19 protein-coding genes are annotated in these 21,359 nt (G+C 40.6%); 7 read left to right on the top strand and 12 right to left on the bottom strand.

The genetic code is table 11. From position 1 onward, the window contains the following. Nucleotides 1-105 precede the first annotated feature (105 nt). The 5 genes from B3394_RS08280 to B3394_RS08260 form a co-directional block, all read right to left on the bottom strand. On the bottom strand, nt 106-360 hold the full coding sequence (locus tag B3394_RS08280; RefSeq protein ID WP_177735801.1) for a DUF6576 domain-containing protein: 255 nt from the start codon (nt 358-360) through the stop codon (nt 106-108). Nucleotides 361-389: 29 nt separating this feature from the next. After that, entirely contained in the window at nt 390-2,018 is a 1,629-nt protein-coding gene (locus B3394_RS08275; RefSeq protein WP_286915070.1) for an amidohydrolase, read from the bottom strand. Between the two features lie 11 nt (nt 2,019-2,029). Further along, nucleotides 2,030-2,479, bottom strand: a complete 450-nt coding sequence (locus B3394_RS08270; RefSeq protein ID WP_177735805.1) for a hypothetical protein — start codon at nt 2,477-2,479, stop codon at nt 2,030-2,032. A 125-nt stretch (nt 2,480-2,604) separates the two neighbouring features. Beyond that, nucleotides 2,605-4,359, bottom strand: a complete 1,755-nt coding sequence (locus tag B3394_RS08265) for a TonB-dependent receptor (protein ID WP_286915063.1) — start codon at nt 4,357-4,359, stop codon at nt 2,605-2,607. Between the two features lie 42 nt (nt 4,360-4,401). Next, entirely contained in the window at nt 4,402-7,416 is a 3,015-nt protein-coding gene (locus B3394_RS08260) for a tetratricopeptide repeat protein (protein WP_177735808.1), read from the bottom strand. 195 nt (nt 7,417-7,611) lie between these two features. Here B3394_RS08260 and B3394_RS08255 point away from each other — a divergent pair, with 195 nt between their 5' ends. The 5 genes from B3394_RS08255 (at nt 7,612) to B3394_RS08235 (ending at nt 12,258) form a co-directional block, all read left to right on the top strand. Then, on the top strand, nt 7,612-8,295 hold the full coding sequence (locus B3394_RS08255) for a cell division ATP-binding protein FtsE (protein ID WP_177735810.1): 684 nt from the start codon (nt 7,612-7,614) through the stop codon (nt 8,293-8,295). Between the two features lie 6 nt (nt 8,296-8,301). Next, nucleotides 8,302-9,033 carry a glycosyltransferase gene (locus B3394_RS08250; RefSeq protein ID WP_286915058.1) on the top strand — a complete coding sequence of 244 codons (732 nt, stop codon included), beginning with the start codon at nt 8,302-8,304 and terminating at the stop codon, nt 9,031-9,033. Further along, nucleotides 9,026-10,333 carry a hypothetical protein gene (locus tag B3394_RS08245; RefSeq protein ID WP_286915056.1) on the top strand — a complete coding sequence of 436 codons (1,308 nt, stop codon included), beginning with the start codon at nt 9,026-9,028 and terminating at the stop codon, nt 10,331-10,333. The genes B3394_RS08250 and B3394_RS08245 overlap by 8 nt, the downstream gene beginning before the upstream one ends. Nucleotides 10,334-10,441: 108 nt before the next feature. After that, the gene (locus B3394_RS08240) at nt 10,442-11,326 is read left to right on the top strand and encodes a glycosyltransferase family 2 protein (RefSeq protein ID WP_286915050.1); all 885 of its coding nucleotides are present in this window, start codon (nt 10,442-10,444) and stop codon (nt 11,324-11,326) included. Between the two features lie 8 nt (nt 11,327-11,334). After that, nucleotides 11,335-12,258, top strand: coding sequence for a glycosyltransferase family 2 protein (locus B3394_RS08235; RefSeq protein ID WP_286915046.1), 924 nt, complete (start codon nt 11,335-11,337; stop codon nt 12,256-12,258). Here B3394_RS08235 and B3394_RS08230 read toward each other — a convergent pair. Together B3394_RS08230 and B3394_RS08225 are read right to left on the bottom strand one after the other, a co-directional pair. Then, entirely contained in the window at nt 12,244-12,654 is a 411-nt protein-coding gene (locus B3394_RS08230) for a sugar 3,4-ketoisomerase (RefSeq protein ID WP_286915039.1), read from the bottom strand. The two genes, B3394_RS08235 and B3394_RS08230, sit on opposite strands and share 15 nt — an antisense overlap. Next, a complete protein-coding gene (locus B3394_RS08225; RefSeq protein WP_286915037.1) occupies nt 12,647-13,492 on the bottom strand; it encodes a glycosyltransferase family 2 protein in 846 nt (281 codons plus the stop codon). The genes B3394_RS08230 and B3394_RS08225 overlap by 8 nt, the downstream gene beginning before the upstream one ends. Before the next feature lie 44 nt (nt 13,493-13,536). Between B3394_RS08225 and B3394_RS08220 the strand changes: the two genes are divergently transcribed. Beyond that, on the top strand, nt 13,537-14,700 hold the full coding sequence (locus B3394_RS08220; protein ID WP_286915035.1) for a glycosyltransferase family protein: 1,164 nt from the start codon (nt 13,537-13,539) through the stop codon (nt 14,698-14,700). Here the strand turns inward: B3394_RS08220 and B3394_RS08215 are convergent. Genes B3394_RS08215 through B3394_RS08205 form a run of 3 tightly spaced genes read right to left on the bottom strand, consistent with a single transcriptional unit; the run spans nt 14,686 to nt 18,039 of the window. Then, nucleotides 14,686-15,966, bottom strand: a complete 1,281-nt coding sequence (locus tag B3394_RS08215; protein ID WP_286915034.1) for an O-antigen translocase — start codon at nt 15,964-15,966, stop codon at nt 14,686-14,688. The genes B3394_RS08220 and B3394_RS08215 overlap by 15 nt on opposite strands. A gap of 1 nt (nt 15,967) precedes the next feature. Continuing rightward, nucleotides 15,968-17,065 (bottom strand): DegT/DnrJ/EryC1/StrS family aminotransferase, encoded by a 1,098-nt coding sequence (locus B3394_RS08210; RefSeq protein WP_286915032.1) that lies wholly within the window; start codon nt 17,063-17,065, stop codon nt 15,968-15,970. Then, entirely contained in the window at nt 17,062-18,039 is a 978-nt protein-coding gene (locus B3394_RS08205; protein ID WP_286915030.1) for a GNAT family N-acetyltransferase, read from the bottom strand. The genes B3394_RS08210 and B3394_RS08205 overlap by 4 nt, the downstream gene beginning before the upstream one ends. Before the next feature lie 141 nt (nt 18,040-18,180). Here B3394_RS08205 and B3394_RS08200 point away from each other — a divergent pair, with 141 nt between their 5' ends. Beyond that, on the top strand, nt 18,181-19,965 hold the full coding sequence (locus B3394_RS08200) for a gliding motility-associated C-terminal domain-containing protein (protein WP_286915028.1): 1,785 nt from the start codon (nt 18,181-18,183) through the stop codon (nt 19,963-19,965). On the opposite strand, the gene B3394_RS08195 is transcribed toward B3394_RS08200, so the two are convergent. Further along, nucleotides 19,962-20,573, bottom strand: coding sequence for a trimeric intracellular cation channel family protein (locus tag B3394_RS08195; RefSeq protein ID WP_177735836.1), 612 nt, complete (start codon nt 20,571-20,573; stop codon nt 19,962-19,964). The genes B3394_RS08200 and B3394_RS08195 overlap by 4 nt on opposite strands. Before the next feature lie 40 nt (nt 20,574-20,613). Then, nucleotides 20,614-21,357 (bottom strand): RDD family protein, encoded by a 744-nt coding sequence (locus tag B3394_RS08190; RefSeq protein WP_177735838.1) that lies wholly within the window; start codon nt 21,355-21,357, stop codon nt 20,614-20,616. Nucleotides 21,358-21,359 lie beyond the last annotated feature (2 nt).

Here is a 21,359-nt window from a genome sequence, read left to right as displayed (position 1 = left end):
TTACTCCTGCCCGGTTCCGGGTTCACTTTAGTGTTTTTAAAATCAAAAAGCCCGGACAATCGTCCGGGCTTTGGCTATTACGGGGTTATTTTCCGTCAAAATGATTTATTTTAATGTTTTGGAATAGTCTTCCAGCAGCTTCTTTTCGTCCGCATGGAGCGACTCCATTCCTTTCCGGCTTATTTTTTCAAGTATACGGTCGACTTCTTTTTGTTTGCGTACTTTTTCGGCATTATACCGTTCGTCAATGGTATAGTTCCGTTCCTCCGTATGCTGTTTCACAGAAGGATTTTCTTTATTTTTCTTCATAAAGAAATAGGTCACGCCCGAAAAAATCAAAATGATCGTTAATGTTATCATGTCTTTTGTAAATAAAATAACCGCACAATTTATTTCACCTGTTTTCCTTGTACAAAAGTGTTTACAGGCTGTACATACGGAATTCCGTCAATATCCATGGTCATAATGTCCACATCAAAAATAACAAAGTCCGCCCATTTTCCTACTTCCAGGCTTCCTTTTTCGTTTTCTTCAAAATCCGAATAAGCTGCCCAGATGGTCATTCCTTTTAAGGTTTGCTCCCTCGTTAGCGCATTTTCCATCTGAAATCCGTTATCCGGAAAGTTTTTCAGGTCTTTACGCGCCACTGCGGCATAGAACGTGTACATCGGGTTTACTTCTTCAATCGGGAAATCTGTTCCCAAAGCTATCAATCCGGCTTTTTCGAGCATGGTTTTATAGGCATACGAATATTTCAGCCGTTTTTTCCCCAGGCGGTCTTCTGCCCAGTACATATCGGAAGTGGCATGCGTAGGCTGCACGGAAGGAATGATTCCCAGTTTAAAATAGTCGAAATCCTGTTCTCTCATGATCTGGGCATGTTCTATTTTCCAGCGGCGATCCGGTTTTCCTTCCAGTACTTCTTTATAGATTTTCAGCAATACCGTATTGGTAGAGTCGCCAATAGCATGGGAATTCATCTGATAATCGGAACCGGCAATTTGCCGGGCTATTTCCCTAATGGCCGGAATTGGCGACAGCAATGCTCCAAATTGTTTCGGCTTGTCGGAATACGGCAGGTGCAAACAGGCTCCTCTGGAACCCAATGCGCCATCGCCCATAAATTTAAACGAACGGACATTCAGTTTGTCTGTTCTATAGATTCCCAATTGGGTATAATGGTCCACATTTTCGCGGGTAGCCATTACCATTGCATAAATGTTGATATCCAGAATTTTTTCCTGCTGCAAACTGTCGATCAAATCGATTACCTCTCTTTCCAATCCGGCTTCGTTAATGGTGGTCAGCCCGTATTTGAACATTTCTTTCTGAGCATCTACCAAAGCGCTGATCTGCGTTTTACGGGAAGGTTTCGGAATAATTGCCGAGATCAGTTCCATCGGGTTGTCTACCAGAATCCCGGTGAGTTTACCGTCTTTTATTTCGATCTGTCCGCCCTGGGTTTTGGTTTTGGTTGTAATACCTGCCAGTTCAAGTGCTTTGCTGTTAACAAGCATGGCGTGTCCGTCAATTCTGGTGAGCACAACCGGTGTATCGGGAAAGTGTTTATCCAACAGTTCTTTTGTTGGAAACTCCTTTACTTTCCAATCGTTCTGGTCCCATCCTCTTCCCAGAATAAAGGTTTGTTTTTTCTCTTTTTGAAAAGCCAGGATGCGGTCTATAATTTCCTGATAGCTTTGCGTTCCTCTCAGGTTAACCGCCTGCATGTTCATCCCCAGTCCGTAAAAATGGGCATGCGCATCATAGAATCCGGGATAGATGAATTTATCTTTGGCAACGATAACTTTCTTGGCACTGAATTTTTTAGTGATATCCGCTTTGTTTCCGATTGCAATTATTTTTCCGTCTTTTACCGCTAATGCTTCCGCCAATTGGAAGTCTTTATTTACCGTATAGATCTTCGCATCCGAAACAATTAAATCGGCTTCCTGCTTTTTTTGCGCATTTACCAGGGTTGTGACTGCACAAAAGGCAGCTATAATGTATTGTATCTTCATTCTTGTTTTATTTATGCCACACTTTCGATAGTGTACCGAGAAGTATTGATTTCAAAGGTTTCGCCAACGGTTCCGCCCATCAGTTTATTCCCTAAAGGCGATTGGGGCGAAAGGGCAATAACGGTCGTGCCGTCTATGGTTATCTTGGGCAGTGCCGCACTCATAAACAGGTACATTCCGTTTGCTTTAATCAGGCTCCCTACAGTTATTTTAGCCGTTACCAGTGTACCGTCTATTTTTTCAAGGATGGCTTTCTGGCTGATGGCTTCCTTGAGTTTTGCACTTAATTTTTCCTGTTCCAGATGCATCATAGACAGGGCGGTTTCGTGTTTGTCTCCTGCGGATCCTTTGGCATCATTTTGTGCATCTTCTGCCAATCCGGAAATCATGTCCCGAAAAACATCGATTTTGTCCTGTAATAAAACGATATGGTGTTGGAGTATTTTTTGTTTGAATGTCATTTTCAGGTATTACGGTGAAATACAAAGAAACAAAATATCTGATTTATTTTCAGGGAATCGCTTTAAAAACAAAAGTCCTGTAAAGCATCGTGCTTTACAGGACTTTCCGTAGTATATTTTCCGGTTTAGAAATCGAATTTGTAGCTTGCCCCGATCAGGAACTGGAATCCCTGTACCGGATAGTTCAGCCAACGCTGGTAATTCTGGCTTGCCAGATTATTCGCTTTCAGATAACCCGTAAGGCGTTGGTTGTGTTTGTAACCTACGTGGGCATTTAAGTCGAAATAACTATCCAGTGTTACCGTTTTAACTGTAGGCTCCGTTAGAGCGATGTCATTGTACAGAAACTGGTCTTTGCGTTCTCCAACAAAGAATATGTTGGTTCCGGCATACCATTTTTCAGTGATATTAAAATCGAAATCGGCTCCTACTTTAACTGTAGGCATATTCCATGCTTCCTGCAAATCGGTTGTAAAACTGTTGAAGGTACCGTTAATACCGAATGTTACGTTTTTAGAGAAGTCCATTTTCAATTCCCCGAAGAAGCTGATGATTTTTAGCTTATCGTAAACCACTCCAAATGAGTTTCCGTACACATATCCTTCGGTATTAGTGTTCGCAGTGTCGTAAATATTGCTGGTAAAAAAGGCTTTATCATCGTCGCTTTTATAGGAACCTCTCACGTTATAGGCTACATTATTTGCCAGTTTTCCTTTTAATCCCACATAGATATCATATTGCTCACTTGTGGGTGCAATAACTAAGTTAGGGGCTACAAACTGGTTTTCGCCTACAAAATCGGCATAGGTGTTTTGTTTTAATCCGCCTTCCGCTCCGGCATAGGCAATCATTACATCGCCAACAACTTTATAGGATGCTTTTACCTGCGGATAAATATAGAATTTACCTTCGCTTTCGTTATTCAGTTTACCAACATTGTAAAAAAGTCCGGCACCGGCCTGTACCGAAAGGTCGCCCTGCTGCAATAAGATACTTGGCTGTACTCCAAAATTCAGGTAGCTGTATTTCATTTCGCTTTCCGGAAGGTTGTAGTAGTCTTTTTCAAAATTTCCGCCCACATAATCCACTACAAAATCAGCTTTGAATTTCTGGTCTTTGAAATCAAAATCAATTGACGGTTTTACAAAAAAGCGGTTTTCCGCACTTCCTTTTGCATCCCAGAATCGTTTGAATTGTAACGATGCTTCGTTGAAGTAGCTGTCTTTCATGCCCAGTCTTGCGCCCAGAGTTAGTGTCTGGTAGGTTTGCTGTGCATTCACACCGGCCATTGCCGCTTCATCAAACGGCAGGAAATCGGTTGGCAAGCCATACCAATTGTACAGTTGATGCTGGTACCCCAGATCGGCATTCCAGTTAAAATCCCGCTGCTTGCTTCCGTAAGTAAGGTCCAATGATGTTTTGGAATATTTGTCATCCAGAATCACATCTTTAATACCGCCCTGTGAAGACAGGTGGCGGAACATTCCGGCCACATATTCGGTATTGCTTAGGTTCTTCGTTACAAACAATTCTCCGTTCACCGTGGCGTAGTTTCCAAAGCCCAAGGTAGCGTAGTTGTTGTACAGTTTTTCTTTTTGCGCTTTGTCCACACCTGCCGCTTTTCCTTTGGATGGCGTAAAAGTGGACGCTACCGGAAAAGAGAAAATGTTGTACTGGATTTCTTTTTTCTGAGTATTGTCTTCATCCTCAATTGTCGGGGTTTCCTTTACTTTAAAAGCATCCGATATTGTAGGCGTATAGGGTTTTACTACGTTTACCACTTCTGTTCCCAGATTTTCATCTTTTTTCTGAGCAAACAGGGCTTGCCCTCCTGTTAAAAGTAGTATTACTGCGATTTTATATTGAAATGTCTTTGTCATATTTTGAATATTTACTATTAAGACGCTGTTTTTTTTACAGGCTTAATTGGTAATTGATGAGTTACGTTTTGCTTCTTCCGACTTAATGAATGTTAGTTCTTTATTAGCTTCATCCACTACATCCTGGTAATTGGCGAAGTTTTTCACCACGCTTTCCAGTATGTAGGTTGCCTGGAAACTGTCTTTTAATCCGTAAAAGTTCTTAGCCATAATAATCAGTCCTTTTGCTCCAAAATATTTGTATCCGGAATAGTCTTTCGCCAGTTTCTGAACAGCAGTATTGGAGGCTTCAAATTTTCCGTCTTTGTTTTTAAAGTAGGCATCATAGTACAAGGCTTCCGCTGCCAGTTCTCCTTTGGCAATGGTCAGCAATTTTGCATAGGCTACTTTTGCTTTTGCCTCATCATTGGATTTGATAGCCGAACGCGCCACGATAATCTGGGCATCACTTTTAATTCTGTCTTCTATTTTGGAGTTTGCCAAAACTTTATCGGCATAAATTACCGCGTTCGGATAGTCTTTTTGCTCGTAATACGACTTCATCAGGTTGGATTGGGCAAAAGTGACGTTTTGCGGGAAGTCTGCTTCCGTTTCCAGTCGTTTTAAAACCGGAATCGCTTTTGCGTAATCGTTTTTCTTCAATACGATTTCCGATAGTCTTGCCAGGGATTGTTCGGTAAATTCGTTACGGGATTTTCCAATTACATATTCGTAGTTTGGAATGGCATTATTGCCCAAACCTTCGGCAAAATAAGCCTGTGCCAGGTAGAAATTGGCTTTCAGGGCCGAAATTCCGTTCGGGAAATTCGCCAGATAGCTTGTAAATCCGGAGATTGCCGGTTTCAGGTTGTTTTGCAGGTATTGTTTTTCGGCTGCTTCATAGGATGTTTTATCCAGATCGGCATCGGTTACGTCCACAAAATCCAGTGTTTTCACCCAGGTTGCATATTCGTCTACTTTTCCGGTATCTACATAGATCAAACGGGCGGTGGAAACGGCTTCCAATGCTTCCGGTGTTCTCGGATATTCGGCAACTACTTTTTTCAGTTTTGTTAATGCCTGCTGGTCTTTTTCGGCGTTATAGTAAATCAGTCCCTGTCTTAAGATCGCTTTTGCAGCATACGAACTGGTTTTATAATCCGTAATCAGGCGCTCGTATGCCTGCAGCGCTTTATCGGTATTGTTAAGCGTTACATAGGTATTTCCTGACTCATACAGGGCATCATCGGCATATTTAGAGTTTGGATAGGCTTTTAAAAAGGCATTCAGTTCTTCTACTTTTTTATCATTTCTGGAAACAAATCCGTATGAAATGGCTTTCTGGAAGTAGGCATAATCCGCATCCACACTTTTCAGGTCGATTACCTTATTGTAGGCCTCCATAGCCGGCCAGTATTTTGTTGTCACGAAATAGCTGTCACCCATTCGCAGATAGGCATCATTTAAACGAACCTTATCGTCTTTGGCCATATTGATGTATTCCTGGAAGTATTTTGCCGCCTGTTCGTATTCTTTCGTTTTAAAATAGGTATAGGCTAAATCGTAATTGGCATTTTTATATTCGGGTGTGCCTTTTGCTTCCGCACTCCCTAAAAACTGTTTAAAACTGATCAATGCCTCACTAAACTGATTCAGCACATATTCCGTTTCCGCTTTCCAGAAAGTTGCCCGTGTGGTAAATTTAGCATCTCTTTGTTCTGCGATTGATTTTTTGAACAGCGCCAGCGCTTCATTATAGTTTCCGTCTGTATACAGCTCCAATCCCCTGTAAAACGTTACTTTCTGATACGCCAGTTTGTTTTCCGGAGTTTTGCTCTTTTCCAGCAGTACCAAAGCTTCTTTATAGTTTTTAGACGTAATATACGAGTTGATCAGCAGGGATTCTATTTCCTGTTTATAGGAAGTATTCGGGTATTTGTTCAGATACGCCATCAGTACTTCCGGCACACTTTGGTACGGGTTCCCGATATCGTAACTCAGTTTGGCATAATTCAGATAGGCATCTTCCTGGATCTTGGTATCAAACTCCATTTCGGAGGCATTTTTGAATGCATTTAAGGCCTGTTGCTTTTTATCGGTTTTCAGATAACTTTCTCCCAGATGGTAGTATGCATTTTGCGCTACGACATCCTGGCCGTTGATGATTTTATTGAACTGCGCAATGGCATTTTCATAATCTCCGGCTTTGTAATAGGCATACCCCAGCTGGTAAAAATCGGTGTTGTTCCACTTCCCTTTTTTTCCTTTGTATTCCAAAAGGTACGGAAGGGCTTTATCGTACTGTTTCAGGTTGAAATAGCTTTCGCCGATAATTTTGGACAGTTCGGATTTTTCGTTGGCATCCGATTTTGACAATTGCGGGATACCCAGATCGATCGCTTTCTGAAAATTGCCTAGTTTAAAGTTCATATCCGACTGAAAGTAGGACATTTTCTCTTTGTATTTATCTTTATCGGCTACCTGGTCGAAATACTGATTGGCATCTTTATAGTTATCCGTTTCATAAGCCATATAGCCTAAATAGTACTTCGCCTGCGAGCCGTATTCTTTGGAATTAACCACTTTATTGAAGTATTTTTCGGCTTCTTTTTTATTTTTTGCGGTGAAATAGCTGTATCCTTTCTGGAAATTGTAGCGTTCCTTATCGCTTACTGTCATGGCATTTTCATCCACTTTATCAAACCATTTCAATGCCTGAACATAATTTCCCTGGTCAAAATAATAATGGGCCACTTCAATATAGGCCTGATTTTGTTTGGTACTCGTTGGATAGTCTTCTACAAAATCTTCCATTAACTGGTCTGCTCCTGTCTGTTCCAGTCGAATCGCACAATTAGCGCTGTAGTAAGCACAATCCGCTTTTACATCGGTGTTTGCATTGTTGCTTTTCACCCGGTCAAAAAGAATCTGAGCCGCCTGATATTGTTTGTCTTTATAAAGCGTTAGCGCTCTTTGATAATCGACTAAATCATGGGTATAGATGTTGGATTGTTGTGCAGCAAGATTCATTGCACCTAATGTGAGAGAAATAAATAACAGCCTATCTAATTTTCGCATTGTTTCTTTTTTTAAAAATCAAATATATCAAAATATACTTGTATTAACGTGGGTCTACTTTTGTTTATTGCAAGAGTTTCCCACAAAAACCAAACCAAATAAATTCTTTCAAAAATAAAATCGGCTTAATTTTTATTTTAAATTTTGATTGAGTATGTTTACTTATTACTTTTACCAAAATAAAACATTCTGATTATGTCGCAAACGATTCTTTCCCTAAAAGATGTAACTATTTATCAAGAAAATAATGTGGTTTTAGCCAATGTGAATCTCGATGTAAAAAATGGTGATTTCATTTATATCATTGGAAAAACAGGTTCCGGGAAAAGTAGTTTTATGAAAACGTTATATGCCGATCTGCCTTTAACGGAAGGTGAAGGAACGATTGTAGACTATGATCTGAAGACTTTAAAAGAGAAAGATATTCCTTACTTAAGACGTAAGTTAGGCATTGTTTTCCAGGATTTCAAATTGCTTCCGGACCGAAATGTTTTTGACAATCTTGAGTTTGTTTTAAAAGCAACCGGCTGGATTGAAAAAGAGGAAATGCGGGTACAGATTGATGAAGTGCTGGACAGAGTGGGCATGAAAAATTTCAGTAAAAAAATGCCGCATCAGTTATCCGGAGGAGAGCAGCAGCGTATTGCAATTGCAAGAGCATTGCTGAATGATCCGGAATTAATCCTTGCCGATGAGCCTACCGGAAATTTAGATCCTCAAACGAGTGTGGAAGTAATGGAAGTTTTAAAGAAAATCAACCAGAACGGAAAAACGATCCTGATGGCTACCCACGACTATGCTTTATTGATGAAATACCCGTCTAAAACACTGAAATGTGAAGACCAAACGTTGTTTGAAGTAGTTCAGAGAACGGTTTAAAATATCATGAAGATACCCAAAGCATTATTGATAATCCCGTTTTACAATGAAAGCGAGCGCATTGCAATACATGACTATACCACGGCCTTTCAGGAATATGCTTCAACCGATTTTTTATTAGTTAATGACGGCAGTACCGATACTACTGCTTCCGTTTTAATGGCTTTTCAGCAGGCATACGCTAATGTGAGCACACTGCTTTTGCCGGAAAATGCCGGAAAAGCAGCAGCAATCCGCACCGCTGTTCTGAATGCGCCAACGGATCAATATGCCTATATCGGTTATCTTGATGCCGATTTAGCCACACCCATAACGGAACTGATAAAAATGCTTGCCTTTGCCGGTGAAAATCCGGAGTATCATTTTATTATGGGAAGCCGTATTAAAAAAATGGGAAGCCAGATTGTACGCTACCAGTACCGTCATTATTTCGGACGTGTTTTTGCAACAATCGTCAGCAATTTTATTTTAAAAACGCCCATTTACGATACACAGTGCGGTGCAAAAGTAATTGATCGGCAGTTAGCCGTACAATTATTCGAACAGCCTTTCCTGACCCGATGGCTTTTTGATGTGGAACTGCTTTTACGGTATAAAAAAGGGAATAAAAATTTTACCAATCAGGTATATGAATACAGTTTAAATACCTGGATTGAAAAAGGAGCCAGTAAAATTACCCTGAAAGATTTATTCGGCTTTCCTTTTCAGCTGCTCAAAATTTACAGAAAATATGATTAAAAGGCTTTTAAATCTTGCTTTAAAAAATCCCGTTAGTGCTTTGATCCTGTCGGGTATTTTAATCCGTATTTTTATTATCAGCCTTTACCAGCACATTACCATATTTCCCGATTCTGAAGGCTATATCGAATTAGCCGATCTATTGGTAAACAACCAGCTTTCCGGTTATAACGGACAAAGAAGCCCGGGATATCCGTTGCTTTTGGTATTGGCCGGAAATAGTTTAAGTCTTACCGTTTTACTGCAATTTATACTTGGTATTTTCAGCTGCATACTGGTTTACAGGAATGTACTGCTTTTAAAGTTCAGCCCTGAGAAGTCGTTTTTTATAGCGCTGTTCCTGAACAGTATTTTACATGTACTTTTTTATGAAACGGCAATCCTGACCGAATCCCTCACTTTTTTCGTGATCACGCTGATTTTCTATATTTACCTGAAGTATTTTTTTGAGAATTGTTCGTTAAAAATGATGTTTTTGCTGAGCTTTTTGTTTGGTTTCCTGGTACTGATCAAGCCTTTTTATTTTTTCCTGCCTTTTCTTTTTTATGCTTTTTCTGTACTGAAAGGTTTTACACTCCGCCGGATCATCAACAAAAGAATCGTTATCCTGATCTTTCCGCTGATGTGTTTCTTCGGCTGGTCCTATGTCAATAAAATCAATACCGGTTATTTTGTTCCTACAACCTTTTACGGCATAAACATTGCGCAGAACTGTGTGCATTTTGCCGAAAAAACGCCTGATAAATACAAAACAATCCGCGATATCTACGTGAAGCACCGTGAGATCGCCAAAAAAGAGAACAAAGATGTTTCGATGAGCATCTGGTATGCTTACGACGAGCTGATTGCTACGACCGGTTTATCTTTTGTTGATTTATCCTATCAGTTAAACGAATTCAGCAAAGAAGCCATTCGCGACAATCCGAAGGAATATTGCTACCAGGTACTGGTTTCCTGGGCCGATTTCTGGAAAGTAGACATGTACTGGAATTACCGCGATTTTAAAGCTCCTTATTCCAACAAGTTTTTTATCGGTATCTGGTATATCCAAAGTACGGTATTGCAGTTCCTGAAAATTGCTTTTATACTGCTCATTCCCGTTCAGCTTTATAATTTCCTGCGCAACCGGAAAATAACGCATGAACTGGTGATTACCCTGATCATTTTATGTACGTCAATCCTGCAGGCAATTGTAACCTACGGAACGAATGCAAGGTTCAGTTATCCTTTTGAGTTTTTAATGGTACTGGTCGTGTTTTTGTATTTCGAGAAAAAGAAGTTTAAAATCAAAGCCGGATAATCCGCAATAGCGTAAAGTCTTATCGGCAGCCTGTTCTTTCTCTTTTAGTGGCCCGGATTATTAAAAAAAGTACTTTATTTGTAAAATTATCGTCCATTACCATTCATCATGCTCTCAATACTTATCCCAATATACAATTATGATATCAGCAAATTAGTTGACGCTATTGCCGGACAGGGAAAAGTCATGAATATTCCCTTCGAAATAATCGGCTGGGATGATTGTTCCAATGATGAAAACAGTACAGCTAAAAACAGTTCTTTAGCAGACAAATATTCTTGTTTCCGTTATTATAAAAATGAGAAAAACTTAGGCCGTACGCACACCCGTAATTTACTTGCTGAAAAAGCAGAATACAACTGGCTATTGCTGCTTGATGCTGATGTATTGCCGGTTTCGGACACTTTTCTGCTAAACTATATCAATGCGATCAGTAAGTCTAACGATGTGGTTTTCGGAGGCTACCAATATGCCCGTACGCATGATGATGCCGCAACGCACCTGAGATGGAAATTCGGTACTTACCGGGAGTCGCATACTGCTATTGTCAGAAATGAAAGACCCTATCATTATATCTTTTCCGGAAACCTGATGATCCGCAAGGCTGTTTTTCGTTCGATAGCATTGCCCAATGAAAATTTTTACGGTATGGATAATTATTTCTCCTACCAGCTCTACAAACAGCAGCGAACTGTTTTTCATATTGACAATCCGATATGGCATTTAGGATTAGAAAAAAATGAGGTGTTTTTCTCGAAATCACTGGAATCCGTTAGAATACGAAAACACTATCTCCCTGAGTTGGTTGGGAATGAAGATATCAATTCGTTATTGAAAAACTACCGCATACTGAAACGTTTTTACCTCGACGGCATTGTTAAATTAGGCTTTTTGCTTACGGAACCGCTGCTAAAAAAAATGATTTTAGGGAAGAAATCAAACCTGTTCTGTTTTGACTTATACCGTTTGGGTTATATTTGTTCTTTAAAGTGATTCCGGGCATGGCTTTTTTTTCGATAATCATACCGCTCTATAACAAACAGGACTATATTGAAAACACCTTAAAAAGTATTTTCAATCAGACCTTTACTGATTTTGAAATCATTATTGTTAATGACGGCTCTACCGACAACAGCTATAATCTTGTCCAATCATTATCCGATAAAAGGATACGGTTGTTTTCTACTGAAAACCGCGGTGTTTCTGCAGCCAGAAATTTTGCCATGAGCAACGCTACAGGAGAATATTTTGCCTTTATGGATGCCGATGATTTCTGGTATCCGCAGCATCTGGAAAAAATTGCCTATACCCTATCAAAATACAATCATTTAAAAGTTTTTACGACCTTACTGGAAGTGGAAACCCGAAATGGTGTTTTTCCCGGCAATTACACTCATCTTTCCGAAGCCGAAATCCAGGAAGTCGATTTATTTGAAACCAGTCTTGCCCGTACTATTCTATCGGGTTCTACAACTGTTATCCATAAAAATGTCCGTCAAAAAATAGGCCCTTTCAACGAACAGTTGTCTAACGGTGAAGATACCGAGTACTGGATCCGTATAGGATTTAACTATAAAATAGGGGTTTACAATGCCATTACCGCCCGGCACGTTTATGTATCCGGAAGCTTGTCCCATCATACCTTTGATATGAAAAAGCATTGTCATTTTGAGCAGTTTGCCGAAATGGAAAAAAATAATCCGCCGGCCAAAAAAATGATCGATATCAATCGTTTTTCATTAGCCCTTCAATGCAAGATCAATCGGGACACCGAAAACTACCGCATGCTGACAAACAGCATTAACAGGGAAAGCCTGTCGGCGAAACAGCATTTGTTGCTGCGCCTTCCGCCGCAAATATTAGTTTTACTACAGCAGTTCAAAGGGTTTCTGGAACGGAAGAATATCCGTTTAACGGCATTTTGATTCCAAAAAGTCCTTGTATTCGCGTATATAATCTTCTTCGGCAAAAACATCGGAAGAAACCACCAGGCATATTGCTCCTGAAGAAAAATTTTCCAGTTCACGCCAGATACCTTCCCGGATCAGCAGGCCTTTATCCGGTCTGTTTAGCGTTACTTTTTCTTTGTGGCTGCCATTATCCAGAACCACATCAAAACTGCCGCTAAGCGCTATTAAAAACTCTTTTTGCTCAATATGCGAATGTCCGCCGCGATATGCCCCGCTCGGAACGTCAAACAGATAATAGATACGCTTTACTTCAAACGGTACCGTGTTTTTTTCAATAACAGCAAGATTCCCCCTCGGGTCTGTTATTTTAGGAATATCGATAAATACTGCTATGGGTGTATTCTTATTCATATACTTTATCTGCTTTCGTATTAAGGAGAAATTTATAGTCTTTAATTCCTCTTAAACCTACTAAAAATTTTGATTTAATCTGTGCTAATGGGGTATAATTTTTCCGGACCAGGAAGAACATATACTTTAGAAGATAGTAATAGGCGCCAAAACCAAACCGTTTGTAAAATCCGGCCATTTTCGCATAGATCAGCCTGTCGGAAGCCACCGCATCACTGGAGGAATAGCTTTCATGCACAACAATGGTTTCCGGGCAGAAAAACAGCTTCAAACCGCTATAAAATGCCCGGCGAAGAAAGTACAGCGTTTCGGCATCTTCAAATTTTGCTCCCAGACCGAACCACTCGTTATACACACAATTCTTTGCCTGTAGCGCCTCCCGGTTTGCCGTAACTTCAATGGACAGTATTTTATTGAGCTTCCGGCTGTTCAGTTCCTTCCCTTCTGCCGGGTATTTACTGTACAGTTTACCCTCTTTGGTCTGGGTCCGGAAACAGATAATGGAAGCTTCCGTATTGTTATTATAAGCCTGAATGATCTTCTGCTGAAAATTTTCCGGGTAAATCACATCGTCATCGGCAATCAGTACAATTTTTCCAAGCGCGTTTTGAAGTGCCAGATTACGGCTTTTTGAAAGTCCTCTTTCAAACGAATTGATCACCCTAACATTTGGATAATCGGAGTGCAGCAAACAGTTTTCATCCGTCTGATTAACAATCAGCAGCCGAAAACCGGTATAAGAAGCAAACGGAAACAGCTGATTTAAGAAATCCAGTGAATTGCGATTCATCGTGGCAATCAAAATTTCTAAATCTTCATTTTTAAATGCGTTCTCCAATTTGTTTTTATATTTACACAAATATAAAAATTTCTACATCGGTAATGAAAATACTTTTAATTGGCGAATACAGCCGGCTTCACAATTCTTTAAAGGAAGGACTGTCTGCTTTAGGACATGACGTTACTTTAATCGGTTCCGGAGATAATTTCAAAAATTATGATGTAGATTTTTCGCTCCGCGCTCAGTTTACAACCCGTTATTGGGTAGTCCGGAAATTCAAGAATGCGGTTTACCGGTTTACCGGTTTCGACCTGGAAAAGACCGAACGGGCCATCCGCTTTTATTTTCTCCTGCCCAAACTGAAAGGTTTCGACCATATTCAGCTGATTAATTCCGATGCGCTAGAAACACATCCCAAAGCAAGTTTATGGCTGTACAAAAAGTTGTTCTCCCAAAACAGGAACAGCATTTCCCTTTTGGTTTGTGGTGATGAAACAGCTGTGAACGACTATTTGCTTAAAGGCGAACTCCGCTATTCGGTATTAACCCCCTATCTGCAAGACCGTTCGTTACAAAAACAGTTCGCATTTTCTTTAAAATATACCCGTCCCGATTACCGGAAAGTCTTCAACTGGCTGACAACTCATTGCAATAGCATAATTGTTTCCGATATGGATTATAAGATTCCGATGGAAGCAATGCAATATTCCGTTGCTTTTATTCCGAATCCGATCAATACCGATACCCTTTTATTCCGGGAAAACGAAATCAGCGGCAAGGTGGTCATCTTTTTAGGAATCAACAGGCTCAGTTATATCAAAAAGGGCATTTCCTATTTTGAAGAGGCATTGGCCATTATCCAGCAACGATTCCCGGAACAGGTGGAACTGCTCATTACCGAAAATGTTCCTTACAGTACCTATATCAATTCCTATAACCGCGCCCATATCGTACTGGACCAGGTGTACGGATTCGACCAGGGATATAATGCCCTGGAAGCGATGACCAAAGGGAAAGTGGTCTTTACCGGAGCCGAAACAGAGTTTACTGCCTATTTCCACCTCCATGAAAAAGTAGCAATCAATGCAACGCCTGATGTTGACGAGCTTGTAAATGAATTAACCTGCCTGATCCAAAATCCGGAAGAGATTACCGCAATTGGAAAAAGAGCCCGTTCTTTTATTGAAAAGGAGCACCATTATAAAATGATTGCTGGAAAATATCTGGAAGAATGGCATAAAAACCAATCGTTACCGGGCGAATAAGGCTTTTCGGAAATAAACACCCAAAACACATAAATAAACAAAATACGTTATCGTATGCCCTATAACCACTCCTTTGACACCAAAAGCGTTGATACAGTAAATGCTGGCGACGTAAAGAATCAGCAGCGAGGTTATCTCGGTAATGATAAAATCCCTGGTGAGCTTTTTTGCAAAAAACTGCATCCCCAGGATTAGCGAAGCACCTTTAAAAAAGTCACCGGCCAATTGCCAGAAAAACAATTCGGAAACCGGTTTAAAATCAGCTGTAAACAGCAGGGTAATCAGAAAATCCTTTAGCCCGTAAACCAGTAACAGTCCTAAACCAAACAACGGCATAATGGTTTTATAATAGCTCCAAAACACTTTTTTCGTTTCGGTATTATCCTGTGCTTCGACCAGTTTCGGCAAGAAATACACCGACAATAAAGTCCCGATAAACATTAAATAATAGGACGATATCCGGCTTATTGCTTCCCAATATCCGGCTTCTTTGATCCCAATCGTTTCAATAACATTATTCCGTATTGCCAGATACACCAAAGGTCCGGCAAAGCCCGAAACCAATGTCATTAAAGTATAAGACGACATTAACCGGATAACTCCGGAATCAAATGACCGGTAAGTTATATTTTTCAGAAACGCATATTCTTTATTGATGTAATAAAACGAAACGAAAAACAGTAAAGACGGCGTGAGCACAACCGACAATAAAGCCCCGAAAGTCCGGAACTGGCTGATCAGTACTACAGATAACAGCAATCCGATCAGGTTGCCGAATATTGCGATATAAATCACCCGTTTAAACTGCCCGAGACCATTAATGATCGAAACCAGCAATACATTCACTATATACCAGGGCAAGGCCAATGCCAGTACCTTAAAAATGGCTTTATATTGAAAGCTGCTTCCAAACAAACGGGTATTCCAGTAATCTGCTCCGAAAAACAAGATTAAACTGATTGCCAATGCGGTAAACACCAAGGTTATAAAAACCGTTGAAATGATCTTTTTCAGCGCCTCATTATCCGCTTTATTTTCGGCTACATATTTTACCGTTCCGTTTTGAAATCCAAGGGTAGCAACCGTCTCTATTGACGACAGGAAGTTCCGGAGATTCCCCACGAGCGCCATGCCGTTCGGGCCTACGAAAACAGCAATAATTTTTGAAGTAATCAGTCCTATGCCTATTTTCAATAATACGCTGATACTGTTTAAAGAGGTTACTTTAAACAAGGTGGACTTCAATATTTCTTTGTTATACTGCAAGCTAATATTGGTTTAACATCTGAATAATATGCGTAATCTCCGTATCGGTCAAAGCCGAATGGAGCGGGATACTCAAAACTTCCCGGTGTATTTTTTCGGTGATCGGGAAAGACAAACCATGAAACTGCGGCAATGCTTTTTGCTGATGCGGCGGAACCGGATAGTGTATCAGCGTACCGATACCGTTTTCCTTTAAATATGCTGCCAGCATATCCCGGTTTGCTGTTTGCACAACAAACAGATGAAAGGCATGATTTTCAGAACCGTCATAATAAGGCAACGCAATTTTCGGGTTGTTGATCTCCGCCAGATAGCGCTTTACGATTTTTCTTCGTTGCTGATTTTCGGCATCAACAGCAGGTAATTTTATATTTAAAACGCCGGCCTGCAATTCATCCAAACGGCTGTTAACACCTATAAAGTCGTTGATATATTTCACTTCCGAGCCGTAATTCCGTAAAGCGGAAATCATCTTAGCCAGAGCTTCATCATTTGTAGTAACCGCACCGGCATCGCCCAAAGCGCCCAGATTTTTCCCGGGATAAAAGCTAAATCCGGCAGCATGACCGATATTACCCGCTTTTTTCCCGTTTAAAACGGCACCATGCGCCTGGGCTGCATCTTCAATGACCAATAAGTCATGCTTTTCCGCAAGCTCCATAATCCGGTTCATATCCGCCAATTGCCCGTACAGGTGAACCGCTAAAACGGCTTTCGTTTTCGGGCTGACCGCTTTTTCCATCGCTATCGGGCTGATGTTGTATGTATCCGGATCGGGTTCTGCCAATACCGGAACCAGATCCGCCTGCAAAACAGCTAAAATACTGGCGATATATGTATTCGCCGGTACGATAACCTCATCCCCTTTCCGGAGTTTTCCCAATTCGATATACGCTTTTAAAATAAGCGTTAAAGCATCCAGTCCGTTTCCAACGCCTATGCAGTATTTCACACCGCAGTAGGCTGCAAAACCGGCTTCAAATGTTTTCACTTCATTTCCTAAAATATACCATCCGCCTGCTAAAAAAGATTCGAATTTCTCTTTCAGAAGCGGTTCATAAGGCTGGTTTATTTTTTTGAGATCTAAAAACGGTATCATATTAGTACGTTGTCAAGATTAGAAAAATTGGCGGTATTCACTTTATAGAAATTCTGAACAATTGTTCTGGCTCCAAAACTTTCTTTCCAGAAGGATAAGCCCTGATTGATGTTTTTCCCCTGGTTTTCATTGGAAATACCAAAATCAAAATAGTTTTTATTATGGAACACGCTTGTCAGCAAATAGTGGTGCAGGAAATCCAGACTACCCGACTCATTTTTAGTTTCATTACCCGATATATATTGCAGATGCGCAACTTCCGGTGTTTCAAATACGGTAGTTCCGGCTACAAGCTGCTCTCCGGAATACACATTAAACTGCCGGATATTCTGAGGGAATTTCGCCTGTAAACCGGTTATTTCTTCCAAAGAATGCACAGGTTTTGCGCCGTGTTTTTTTTGCAGATTGGGTACCAGTATTTCGTTCCAGAACGATTCAAAACCGGTTGTTTCTTTTACGTTCAATTGGTTTTTTACCCCTTTTGCCACTCCTTCTTTCCTTCCTTTATCCAATCTGACCGGGTTGTTCATCTGTATTACCGCCATACTGTCTCTCCGAATCAGTTCGGCTTCAGTCAGAAACAATATGTATTCCAGTTCTTCCGAAGGAGATGCCGTATAAATGTGGGGCAGTATTTTTAAATAAAGCGTGGCAATCCCGTTTTCATGCAGGAATTGTAAAACCGCTTTAAAAATTTTCAGGATTTTTTCCAGTTTCAGTTTATCGGAATAAACCAGTCCGCCATAGGTTAACCCCTGATGGGAATGCAGTACATTACCGGCAATATTAGCCGGCAAAACAGCCACAAGTTTTTCTTTTTCGAAAACCAATAAGGAATGGTCTTCAAACCGGTCCTGATGGTATTCCATAAAATCACGGTGAAAAAGAAATGTGGCATTCTTGGCCTGATTTATAAAATCATTCCATGCAATAAAATCTTTTTTACTGTATTTTCTTATAATGTAATTTTCCACGCAAGTCCTATAAACTTTGGAAATGTACTACTTTTTTATGAATTTTTTGTTTTAGAATTCATCCATTTTACAACATATTAGTATTTTGGTATTCAAATAATTAGTATTTTTAGAACCATTTAATTGCTAATTAAAATGCCGGTGATAAGACAATTACACCTTATTATCTTATTTCTTTCCTTGTTTTTACCTGATTCCGCAAAGAGTCAGGACATCAGTCTGTACCATCAATTCAACGGACGTTATGACTTTACATTTATAGGCAATACCCTGAATCCGCAGGAGAATTCTTTTCAGACTGTTCCGGCGGTTTACACTACCTCATCGGCCAGTTTAAATTTAGCCCCCGGAAATAGTATTAAAAAGGCGTATCTGTATTGGGCAGGCTGCGGTCCGGGAGATTTCAACATCAAATTAAACAATCAGCCCATCACTGCCGACCGGACATTCAGCCATGAAAGAACCACATCGGGGATTACATTGGGCTATTTCAGTGCTTTTAAAGACGTGACTACGTTGGTACAGCAGTCCGGAAACGGCGAATATACCGTGTCCGACCTGGATGTATCGGACTATATCGCTGCCCATTTTCAGCGAAAAACAAACTTTGCCGGCTGGGCCATCATCATTGTTTATGAAAACAGCAGTCTCCCGTTAAACCAGTTAAATATTTATGACGGTATGCAGGCTGTTCCGGACATCATTAACATTACCCTTTCCAGCCTGAATGTAATTGACAATCAAAATGCCCGGATCGGGTTTTTAGCCTGGGAAGGCGATAGGGATATTGCTGTGAACGAAACCCTGCGCATTAATGGTAATGTACTGAGCAATCCGCCTTTAAATCCGGCAAACAATGCTTTTAACGGCACAAACAGTATCACCGGCAGTTCCGTGCTTTACAATATGGATCTGGACATTTATGATATTCAGGACAATATTCATGTGGGCGATACCACAGCAGCTATAGAACTGACTTCCGGCCAGGATTTTGTAATGGTCAATGCCATCGTTACCAAATTAAACAGCCAGCTTCCCGACGCTACGGTAAGCATTGACGATATTGGCCTGACCTGTAATTCCAGAGCCGTTACCATAGATTTTACCGTTTACAACCTGGAAAGCACCAATGCGCTGCCGCAGGGAACCAAAGTTAAGATCTATGCCAATGACAATCTGGTTGGTACTTTTGCCACCCTGCACGCTATCCCGGTAGACGGACAGGAAAGCCAGTCGGTAACCGTTCAGATTCCCGAAACCGTTTTTTCGCCTTTCGATTTGAAAATCGTGGTAGATCCGGATGAACAGGTTATAGAAATTAACGAAGACAACAATACTTTCCACACCAGTGTTACAACAATCATATCGCCAAAAATCAATACTCTGGAGCCTCTAAAAGTCTGCAATAAAGGTATGGGTTCCGGTTATTTTGATTTTTCAGATTATGAAAATATCGTCAAAACCAATCCCAATCAGACTGTCAGCTTTTATGAGAGCAGTGCCGATGCGGAAAATAACATCAATCCGATAACAAATACGTTTCATTATTTTGTAGCCCATGCCCCTAAAGAAATCTTTGTGCGCATTACGGATGAAAACTGCCATACCATTACTTCTTTCACACTAAACACCTATAACTGTCCTCCTAACGTCTATAATGCCGTATCGCCAAACGGAGACAATCTTAACGATACCTTTTTTATTGACGGGCTGCGTAATATCTTTTTGAATTTTGAGCTTTTTATTTACAACCGATGGGGTAAATTAGTATGGAGCGGCAATCATGCTTCCGATGACTGGAGCGGTTTTATTAAAGACGGCGTAGGACATCAACTGGCTCCGGAAGGGACCTATTTTTATATCTTAAAACTAAACGACCCGGATTATCCCGATGCGTTAACGGGGTATTTATACCTTACGCGTTAGCGGTTTTCCTTGTGCTCCAGAGTGGGCAGCGACCATTGGAATTTTACAGCCATTAACCGGATAACGATAATCACAACGGAAGTGGTCAGATACAACACATCCTCAGCTACATTCCATTTTTTTAAAAGAAAGAAAACAACACCGCCAATAATACAAATGGTAGCATAAATCTCTTTTCTGAAAATTACCGGAATGTCATTGCACAGAATATCCCGGATAACACCGCCGAAACAGGCTGTCATCGTACCCAAAGCGATACAAATAATGGGGTGAAGATGGATCGCAATCCCTTTTTCGAGTCCGATTAATGTAAAAACACCCAAACCGACCGTATCAAACAGGAATAAAGAAGTTCTTAATTTGTCCAGACTTTTCCGGAACACTAAGGCTAAAAAATACCCTAAGGTAATCATGTAAACATAGTCCAGATTTTGCATCCACCCTACAGGCGTGCGTCCAATAAGGACATCCCGCAGCGTACCGCCGCCAACAGCGGTAACAAACGCTATTATAAAAACACCAAACGGGTCCATTTTTTTATTCATTGCCGTTAAGGCTCCGGATAAAGCAAAAGCCATAGTCCCTAAAATATCAAGTAGCTGAAACATTCTTTTCTTTTTATTATTCTTTGATAAACACCAATACTGCCTACATATTGCGGGTGTAGTAGTTGTAGTCTTTTAAAATTGTTCGTATAAAATCACTGTCGTTCCCGGACTGGCTTTTTATTCCGGCAACCGATTCCACTTTTTCCCTTAATTTGTATATAATATTAAAGTCTTGCCCGCGTAAAGCCGCTTCAAAGGTTTCTTTAATAATCCGGACGTCATTATCCGAAAGTTTGATTACCAACGGATATGTCGGCACATAATCGTTATCGATTTCCTGCAGGATCGTATGATTGATATTGACATTTTGCTTTAAGCTGATCACCGCTGTTCCGGCGGCCATATCGCCCAACCGCTGGTTCTTTTTAGTGGCTACAATTGCAATCAGCCCGATAAGGCCGTATCCGATACTGAATTCTACAATACGAAAAAGCCAGCGCATTAAGTAATCGCCAAAACCAGCCTGATAGCCGTCAATCTTAATGACTTTAATTTTCAGGATCTTTTTACCGAACGTCTGCCCTTCCATCAGGCTTTCCTGTAGTAAGGAATACAGCATTACCGGCAGTGCAAAAAGCATGATCACAGCTCCTTTCGTCCACATATCCGCATTTCTCAGAAATTCACTAATGCCCAGCCAGTAAAAAAAGATATAAAAAACGGCAATACCATACGCTATTTTAATAACCGTATCCAGAATTTGCGCAACAATCCGGTCACCCACGGAAGCAGTCCTGAAACTTATATTAACATTTTGCGTAGTAACTATTGATAATTCTGACATAT

Origin of the sequence: Flavobacterium sp. UBA4197, from assembly GCF_002379575.1 — a bacterium.
Lineage (GTDB): Bacteria > Bacteroidota > Bacteroidia > Flavobacteriales > Flavobacteriaceae > Flavobacterium > Flavobacterium inviolabile.
Note: the sequence above shows the minus strand (reverse complement) of the source record. Positions and strands in the feature narration are given on the sequence as shown.